The 7,070-nt window shown below is 49.0% G+C and carries 9 protein-coding genes; 8 read left to right on the top strand and 1 reads right to left on the bottom strand.

Annotation, left to right across the window (positions count from 1 at the left end; genetic code table 11):
- Positions 1 to 257 precede the first annotated feature (257 nt).
- A complete protein-coding gene (gene rarD / locus BQ5809_RS05000; protein ID WP_003788469.1) occupies positions 258 to 1,160 on the bottom strand; it encodes an EamA family transporter RarD in 903 nt (300 codons plus the stop codon).
- A 155-nt stretch (positions 1,161 to 1,315) separates the two neighbouring features.
- Between rarD and BQ5809_RS04995 the strand changes: the two genes are divergently transcribed.
- From BQ5809_RS04995 to BQ5809_RS04970, 8 genes are all read left to right on the top strand, one after another.
- Positions 1,316 to 2,116, top strand: a complete 801-nt coding sequence (locus BQ5809_RS04995; RefSeq protein WP_003788465.1) for an inositol monophosphatase family protein — start codon at positions 1,316 to 1,318, stop codon at positions 2,114 to 2,116.
- Between the two features lie 90 nt (positions 2,117 to 2,206).
- Positions 2,207 to 2,914 (top strand): SIMPL domain-containing protein, encoded by a 708-nt coding sequence (locus tag BQ5809_RS04990; protein WP_032827833.1) that lies wholly within the window; start codon positions 2,207 to 2,209, stop codon positions 2,912 to 2,914.
- A gap of 37 nt (positions 2,915 to 2,951) precedes the next feature.
- Positions 2,952 to 3,905, top strand: a complete 954-nt coding sequence (gene rfaE1, locus BQ5809_RS04985; RefSeq protein ID WP_003788461.1) for a D-glycero-beta-D-manno-heptose-7-phosphate kinase — start codon at positions 2,952 to 2,954, stop codon at positions 3,903 to 3,905.
- Between the two features lie 2 nt (positions 3,906 to 3,907).
- Positions 3,908 to 4,042: a hypothetical protein gene (locus tag BQ5809_RS11415; RefSeq protein ID WP_257003591.1), complete on the top strand. Its 135-nt coding sequence runs from the start codon at positions 3,908 to 3,910 to the stop codon at positions 4,040 to 4,042.
- A complete protein-coding gene (locus tag BQ5809_RS04980; protein WP_230311280.1) occupies positions 3,985 to 4,266 on the top strand; it encodes an MmcQ/YjbR family DNA-binding protein in 282 nt (93 codons plus the stop codon). The genes BQ5809_RS11415 and BQ5809_RS04980 overlap by 58 nt, the downstream gene beginning before the upstream one ends.
- 28 nt (positions 4,267 to 4,294) lie before the next feature.
- Positions 4,295 to 5,296, top strand: a complete 1,002-nt coding sequence (rfaD, locus tag BQ5809_RS04975) for an ADP-glyceromanno-heptose 6-epimerase (protein WP_003788457.1) — start codon at positions 4,295 to 4,297, stop codon at positions 5,294 to 5,296.
- Between the two features lie 8 nt (positions 5,297 to 5,304).
- The gene (locus BQ5809_RS11410) at positions 5,305 to 5,433 is read left to right on the top strand and encodes a hypothetical protein (protein ID WP_003788454.1); all 129 of its coding nucleotides are present in this window, start codon (positions 5,305 to 5,307) and stop codon (positions 5,431 to 5,433) included.
- Positions 5,434 to 5,494: 61 nt separating this feature from the next.
- Entirely contained in the window at positions 5,495 to 7,018 is a 1,524-nt protein-coding gene (locus tag BQ5809_RS04970; RefSeq protein WP_003788453.1) for a fumarate hydratase, read from the top strand.
- Positions 7,019 to 7,070: the final 52 nt, after the last annotated feature.

The following is a 7,070-nucleotide window of genomic DNA, read 5'->3' as shown; positions in this document are numbered from 1 at the left end:
TTTATTGGAAAGTCGTTTTGCTGGTTTAAAAAGTGCTTTGAACCACCATATTGGCCTAAATTTAGAGAATAAAACTATGTTTATTAAAGATTATTTTTCTAATTAGGCAGGTTAGGTGTGGTAAAAACCAACCATTTTGTCCTTTAACCCGTAATTTCTTTTGTACTTTTTTAGATAGTTTACAGTGTGTTATCTTCATTTTTAAAGGGTAACATAACTGCTAATCTAAATACAGCCCCAAATTTAATTCACTATAATTACGATGACGCTTTGCGCCCAGCCAGCCAAGTTCCCCACAAAAATACCGCCACGCCGCACCAAACCAAGCCATAGCCAGCCAAGCGCGACGCATTGAGCGTTTCGCCAAACAGCATCAAGCCCAGCGCAAATTGCAAGGTGGGCGACACATATTGCAGCATACCCAGCAGCGACAACGAAATCCGTTTCGCACTTGATGCAAACAACAGCAGCGGAATCGTCGTTGCTACGCCCGATAGCACAATAATGCTGGTTTGCAGCGAATTGAGTTGCCCAAAATAAAGCTGATTTTGCCACGCGCAATACCCCAAATACGCCAAAGCAAACGGCAACAGCAACAGCGTTTCCAGTGTCAAACCAGCCAGCGCAGGCATGGGCGCGAGTTTGCGAATAAGCGCGTACAACGAAAAACTAGCCGCCAACGACAATGCTACCCACGGAATTTGCCCTGCTGGAATGGCAAGCCACACAATGCCCGATGCCGCCAAAATAAGCGAAGCAGCCTGCATTTTGTTGAGCTTTTCGTGCAGCACTAAAAAGCCAATCAACACGTTCACCAATGGGTTGAGAAAATAACCCAAGCTAGCATCAACCACATGATTGTTCAAAATCGCCCACAAATAAATCAGCCAGTTAGAACCAATTAACAAAGAACTGGCGCAAAAAGTCAGCAAAATTTTGGGTTGGCGCACGGCTTGCCACACGGTTTGCGTTTGCTTAAAGACAAGCATACACGCTACCGCAAACACCGCCGACCACGCCACGCGCTGCGCCAAAACTTGCATGGAGGGCATATCGGATTGGTTGATGGGATACCAAAACAAGGGGAATGCGCCCCACAAAAGGTAGCACGCCAATGCGCCAATGATGCCTTTTTGTGTTTCGCTGGTTTGCCTGTTCATTGCCGTTATCGCTCTAAAAAAGCCGTCATGCTACGCTTATCAAACATAGCCGTAAAGGCAAAAAAAACGTATAATTCAACACGATTTTTGTGCAGGCAGCCTGCACTTTTTGTTCTTTAAAATAGATTTTTAACTTTTGCCCTATTGGAATCATCATGGCACAACAATTATCCCCCGCGCTTAATGTCGCATTCAAAGCCGCACGTAAGGCTGGCGACTTCATGCTCCGCGCCAGCAGCAATTTATCGTCTATCAAAATTGACAGCAAAGCATCAAACGATTTTGTCTCCGATGTGGACAGACAATCCGAAAGCATTTTAATCAACGCCATTCAAGAAGCGTATCCACACCACCGCATTTTGTCGGAAGAAACGGGCGTGTCGGGCAGCGAACGCGCTGAATTTGAATGGATTATTGACCCTTTGGACGGTACAACCAATTATTTGCACGGACACCCACAATATGCGATTAGCATGGCATTGCTGGAAAAAGGCGTACTCAAAGAAGCCTTGGTGTACGCACCCGAACGCAACGATTTGTACACCGCATCACGCGGACAAGGCGCGTTGTTGAACGACCGCCGCATTCGCGTGTCCAACCGCATTGAACTGAACCAATGCGTGATTGGCACAGGCTTTCCTGTGGTGGACCAATCTATGTTGGACGAATATTTGGCGATTTTGAAAGCGTTTATCCAAAAAACCGCAGGCGCACGGCGCGAAGGTGCTGCGGCGTTGGATTTGTGTTCGCTGGCAGCGGGGCGTTTTGACGGCTTTTTTGAATACAAATTAAAACCGTGGGACATTGCCGCAGGTGCGTTGATTGTGCAAGAAGCAGGCGGCATCGTAACCGACTTTGACGGCGAACAAACTTGGCTGGAAACGGGCAATATTGTGGCTGCCAACCCCAAAGTTTTGGCGCAAATGTTGAAAATCATCGCGCAACATCGCGCATAATTGAAAAGCAGCCTGCACTTTTTATAACCAAGTCATAATTTGGACAAAAAGTGCAGACTGCTTTGGTTTTTTTTTGATAAAGGAAATGCTATGAAAACCATTATTTCTGTCTTGCTTTTGGCACTTGCCAGCACATCAGCCCAAGCGGAAGAGTCGCTACACTACAATCTAGTCAATTTCAACGAAAGTGCCAGTGTGCGCGTGCCAAACGACACCATGAACGTGGTGCTAGAAATCCGCGAAAGTGGCAAATCGCGCCAAGACGTGAGCAACACGGTAACGCGCCGTGTCAATGCGGTGCTCAATCGCGCCAAATTGGGCGGCAAAGTGTTTGACGTAGAATCGGGCAACCGCAGCACCTATCCCGAATATGACGAACGCAACATCATTCGCGTCTGGACAGACGTGGCGCAAATCCGCATCAGCAGCCAAGACTTTGACGCATTGAACAAACTGGTTGCCGATAGCCAAAACGAAGCGGCATTGGATGGCTTGTCGTTTTCCGTATCGCCCGATAAACGCACCGCCGCGGTCAATCAAGCTAGCGACCAAGCATTGAAAACCTTTCAGCAACGCGCCTTGCACATGAGCAAAACGTTGGGTTTTTCGGGCTACAAAATCGTGCGGATTGAATTCAATCAATCGTTTAGCAGCGAGGAGGGCGATTTTGTTGCACCACAGATGATGATGGCAACTTCGGCGCGTTCGGCATCGTTTAAATCGGCAGAAGTAGCGCAAACCAGCCCAGGAGCGCAGGAAATTCGCCAAAATATTCGCGTGTCGGTGCAGCTTTATTAAAAAGCAGCCCGCACTTTATTATTGCGATGAAAACAAAATGAACACACTTTCCCCCAAACTTTCCGATTTCCAACAAGCGCGAGTGCTAGTCGTGGGCGATGTCATGCTCGACCGCTATTGGTTTGGCGATGTGAACCGCATTTCGCCCGAAGCCCCCGTGCCTGTTGCCAAAATCAACAAAACCGACCATCGCGCAGGCGGTGCGGCAAATGTGGCGCGTAATATTGCCGCGTTGGGCGGACAAGTCGCGCTGCTGTCGGTAGTGGGTGATGACGAAGCGGCAGACACGCTGGCAAACTTGCTGCAACAAGACGGCATTGCCAACCATTTGCACCGCAGCGCCCACGCCCCCACGACGCTCAAATTGCGCGTGTTGGCGCGTAATCAACAGCTTATTCGCTTGGATTTTGAAGAGCAACCCGACCAAAGCAGCCTGCACTTGGTGGCGCAACATTATGCCGATTTAGTCGCGCAATACGATGCCGTGATTTTGTCGGACTATGGCAAAGGCGTGTTAAACGAAGTCGCCCAAATGATTGCCACCGCACGCGCTTTGGGCAAACCCGTATTGATTGACCCCAAGGGTAGCGATTATCAAAAATATCGTGGCGCGACCTTGCTCACGCCCAACCGCGCCGAACTCAAAGAAGCGGCTGGCGGCGGCTGGGCTAGTGAAGCAGAATTGACTGCCAAAGCCCAAACCTTGCGCGAACAGCTTGGGTTGGACGCGCTATTGGTTACACGCAGCGAAGAGGGCATGAGCTTGTATCGCGCCAATCAAACCGACCACCAACCCACTCGCGCCCAAGAAGTGTATGACGTGTCGGGCGCAGGCGATACCGTGATTGCGGCAATGGGCTTGTGCCTAGCGGCTGGCTATGCCCTGCCCGATGCCATGCACGTTGCCAACGCCGCCGCTGGTGTGGTGGTGGCAAAATTGGGTACGGCGGTGTGTTCGTTTGACGAATTGCAAACTGCGTTGAAAGGCTAATCGTGCAATCTCAACGCGAATGGCTGGAACAACACATCGCCCAACAATATGGTGCATTGCCCGAATTTTTGTGGACAAAATACCCACTTACGCCGTGTATCGCCACAGCAGCAACCGCAAGTGGTTTGCGATTGTGATGCAGATTGCAGGCACGCAAATCGGGCTGGACGATGTGGATAACTTAGCGGTGGTCAATGTGAAATTGCTGCCCGAATGGATAACGCAGTTGAGCGGACAACACGGCTTTGCGCCAGCGTATCACATGAACAAAAAACATTGGTTGAGCGTGCGTTTGGACAACACGCTGCCCAGTAGTCAGATTGTGGATTTGTTGAAGACTGGTTTTGAGCAAACGCGGTAATTTAGAGTAATAGAAAAAGGAAAACAACATGACCATCATCGTAACAGGCGCGGCTGGCTTCATTGGCAGCAACATCGTCAAAGCACTCAACGAACGCGGCATGACCGACATCGTTGCGGTGGACAACCTGACGAACGGCGACAAATTTCGTAATTTTGCCGATTGCGACATCGCGCATTATTTGGATAAACACGAATTTATCCGCCAAATTCGCGAACATCAATTTCCGTATAGCGACATTCAAGCCGTGTTCCACGAAGGCGCGTGCAGCGACACGATGAACTACGACGGTAAATATATGCTGGAAAACAACTACCAATACACGCTGGATTTACTGGATTGGTGTCAAGACGAGCGCATTCCGTTTTTATATGCGTCCAGCGCGGCGGTGTATGGCAAGGTGGATATTTTCCGCGAACAGCGCGAATTGGAAAAACCGCTCAATGTGTATGGCTACTCTAAATTTTTGTTTGACCAAGTGTTACGCCAACGAATGCAGCAGGGCTTGACCGCGCAAGTGGTCGGCTTTCGCTATTTCAACGTGTATGGCATGCGCGAGCAACACAAAGGACGCATGGCATCGGTGGCGTATCATCACTTCAATCAATATCGCGAAAATGGTTTTGTGAACCTTTTTGGCGCATACGAAGATTACGGCAATGGCGAACACAGCCGCGATTTTGTGAGCGTGGAAGACGTGGTTAAAGTGAATTTGTATTTCTTGGATAACCCAGACCAATCGGGCATTTTCAATTTGGGAACGGGGCGCAGTCAGCCGTTTAACGATTTGGCGGCGGCAACGGTTAATGCCTGTCGCGCGGCAGACGGTTTGCCCAAATTGTCATTGAGCGAACTGGTGGCGCAAGGCTTGATTCGTTATGTGGATTTTCCTGACGCACTCAAAGGCAAATACCAAAGTTTCACGCAAGCCGACATCAGCAAATTGCGCGAAGCAGGATACAGCAGCGATTTTTATACGGTGGAGCAGGGCGTAGAACGCTATGTGGCGTGGTTGTTGCAGCAGTTGTGATAACCGTAATGGTAGGTCGGGGTCTAGACCCCAACAAAGCAGCCTGCACATTCAATCAACCGAATGTGCAGGCTGCTTTTTTAAATCATTTATCGCCCCAAAAGCAGCCTGCACTTTCGTTTTGCAAGATGATGTAAACGCTGCCATAATGCCACTTCCAAACCCAAAACTACAACCAACAACACAGGACACAAAATCATGACCATCATCAAACAAGAAGATTTTATTCAAAGTATTGCCGATGCGTTTCAATTCATCAGCTACTACCACCCAAAAGATTATATTCAAGCGTTAGCCAATGCGTTGGAAAAAGAAGAAAATCCAGCCGCCAAAGACGCGATGACGCAAATTTTGGTCAATAGTCGTATGTGCGCCGAAGGACATCGCCCTATTTGCCAAGATACAGGCATTGCCACCGTATTTTTGAAAATCGGCATGAACGTGCAATGGGACGCGCAAATGTCGGTGCAAGACATGGTTAATGAAGGCGTGCGCCGTGCTTACACGCACCCCGATAACGTGTTACGCGCTTCTGTGTTGGCAGACCCAGCAGGCAAGCGCACCAACACCAAAGATAACACGCCAGCCGTTGTGCATATGGAAGTGGTTGCAGGCGACAAAATTGAAGTTACTTGCGCGGCAAAAGGCGGTGGCTCTGAAAACAAAACCAAAATGGCGATGTTGAATCCGTCAGACAGCATTGTGGACTGGATTATCAAAACTGTACCAACAATGGGCGCGGGTTGGTGTCCGCCAGGTATTTTGGGTATCGGTATTGGCGGCACACCTGAAAAAGCGGCGTTAATGGCGAAAGAATCATTGATGAGCCACATTGACATTCACGAATTGCAAGAAAAAGCCGCTTCGGGCGCAGAATTGAATACCGTTGAAAAATTGCGTTTGGAAATTTTTGAGAAAGTGAATGCGCTTGGCATTGGCGCACAAGGTTTGGGCGGTTTGACGACTGTGTTGGATGTGAAAATTTTGGATTATCCAACCCACGCCGCGTCTAAACCGATTGCGATGATTCCAAACTGCGCCGCCACTCGCCACGTTGAATTTGAATTGGACGGTTCGGGCGCGGCGGTGTTGGAAGCCCCAAGTTTGGAAGATTGGCCCGACATTACTTACAGCCCCGATAACGGCATTCGCGTAGATTTGGACACATTGACCAAAGAAGATGTAGCGCAATGGAAAATGGGCGACGTGTTGTTGTTGAACGGCAAAATTTTGACGGGTCGCGACGCAGCGCACAAACGCATGGTGGATATGTTGAACAATGGCGAAAAATTGCCTGTTGATTTCACCAATAAAATGATTTACTACGTTGGCCCTGTGGACCCAGTTCGTGATGAAGTGGTTGGCCCTGCTGGCCCGACTACCGCCACGCGCATGGACAAATTCACGCGCCAAATGTTGGAACAAACTGGCTTGCTTGGCATGATTGGCAAATCAGAACGCGGCGTGGCAGCGTGTGAAGCGATTGCGGATAACAAAGCAGTTTATTTGATGGCGGTGGGCGGTTCGGCTTATTTGGTGGCAAAAGCGATTAAAGAAGCGAAAGTGTTGGCGTTTCCTGAATTGGGTATGGAAGCGATTTACGAATTTACCGTGAAAGATATGCCTGTTACCGTTGCGGTGGACAGTCAAGGTCAATCGATTCACGCGATTGCGCCAAAACAATGGCAAGCAAAAATTGGCATTATTCCAGTTGAAAGCTAATTTAAATCAACCATAAAAAGTGCAGGCTGCTCGCGTATGTTTTGGCATAAAA

Origin of the sequence: Kingella kingae ATCC 23330 (assembly GCF_900111845.1) — a bacterium.
GTDB classification, from domain to species: Bacteria; Pseudomonadota; Gammaproteobacteria; order Burkholderiales; family Neisseriaceae; genus Kingella; species Kingella kingae.
This window is presented reverse-complemented; position numbering and strand designations above follow the sequence as displayed.

Excerpts from the sequence above, each read along its gene's own strand:
- rarD (WP_003788469.1), bottom strand. The coding sequence starts at position 1,160 with ATGAACAGGCAAACCAGCGAAACACAAAAAGGCATCATTGGCGCATTG.
- BQ5809_RS04995 (WP_003788465.1), top strand. The coding sequence starts at position 1,316 with ATGGCACAACAATTATCCCCCGCGCTTAATGTCGCATTCAAAGCCGCA.
- BQ5809_RS04990 (WP_032827833.1), top strand. The coding sequence starts at position 2,207 with ATGAAAACCATTATTTCTGTCTTGCTTTTGGCACTTGCCAGCACATCA.
- rfaE1 (WP_003788461.1), top strand. The coding sequence starts at position 2,952 with ATGAACACACTTTCCCCCAAACTTTCCGATTTCCAACAAGCGCGAGTG.
- rfaD (WP_003788457.1), top strand. The coding sequence starts at position 4,295 with ATGACCATCATCGTAACAGGCGCGGCTGGCTTCATTGGCAGCAACATC.
- BQ5809_RS11410 (WP_003788454.1), top strand. The coding sequence starts at position 5,305 with ATGGTAGGTCGGGGTCTAGACCCCAACAAAGCAGCCTGCACATTCAAT.
- BQ5809_RS04970 (WP_003788453.1), top strand. The coding sequence starts at position 5,495 with ATGACCATCATCAAACAAGAAGATTTTATTCAAAGTATTGCCGATGCG.